Source organism: Croceitalea sp. MTPC5, assembly GCF_036985505.1.
GTDB lineage: Bacteria > Bacteroidota > Bacteroidia > Flavobacteriales > Flavobacteriaceae > Croceitalea.
Map to the genome: position 1 here is coordinate 1 of NZ_BTGQ01000035.1, position 864 is coordinate 864.

Consider the following 864-nt stretch of genomic DNA (forward strand, 5'->3'; position numbering starts at 1 on the left):
CATTTAGAGCAATTTGGATGTAGTCTTTAAATAAAATTGTTTAATCCAAAAGACTTACAACATGCGTACGGACAGCACATTAGGAGTAATATTCTTCACTAGAAAAAAGAGGAGCAATCCAAATATAATGAATATTTATGCACGTATCACGGTCAACAAAGAACGTGCAGAATTTAGTACAAAACGGGACATTGCGGTGTGCAATTGGGATATTTTTAGGTGTAGGGCCAAAGAAACAAGTGAAAACCTGATTTTATTGAATACCTATTTGGATGATGTACATGCTGAAGTTCTCAATGCGCATAAGCAATTACACTCGGAAAGGAAACTTATAACTGCCAAAGCAATCAAGCTAAGGTACTTCGGGGAGGACGAAGAACGAATGTCCTTGATGAAAGCAGTAGAATACCACAACAAGAACATCAACAATGCGCTAAAACCTGGAACCCTCAAGAACTACTTTTCCACAGAGAAGTATTTAAAAGAATATCTAAAGGAGAAATTAAAGACGGATGATATCTATTTAATTCAATTGAATTATAAGTTTATCGTCAACTTTGAAAACTACATTAGAACTTATAATCCCAAGACCGCAAGAAGGACCTGTACCAATAACGGGGTAATGAAGCATATGGAACGGTTGATGAAAATAGTCAACCTAAGCTTAAGAATGGAATGGTTGGAGAAAGACCCTTTTCGGAACTATAAACTTCGATTTGTAAAAAACGAACGTAGTTACCTTACCGAAAGAGAACTAAAGTTGATTGAGGATACCTCTTTCATGACCATAGGTTTACAAAGGGTAAAAGATATCTTCGTGTTCAGTTGCTATACTGGGCTTTCCTATGTCGATATCAAAGAACT

1 protein-coding gene is annotated in these 864 nt (G+C 36.1%); it reads left to right on the forward strand.

Features of this window, described 5'->3' with window-relative positions; all coding sequences use genetic code 11:
* Positions 1–127: 127 nt before the first annotated feature.
* A partial coding sequence (locus tag AACM45_RS20295) for a site-specific integrase (RefSeq protein WP_339145035.1) occupies positions 128–864 on the forward strand: 737 nt, incomplete at its 3' end.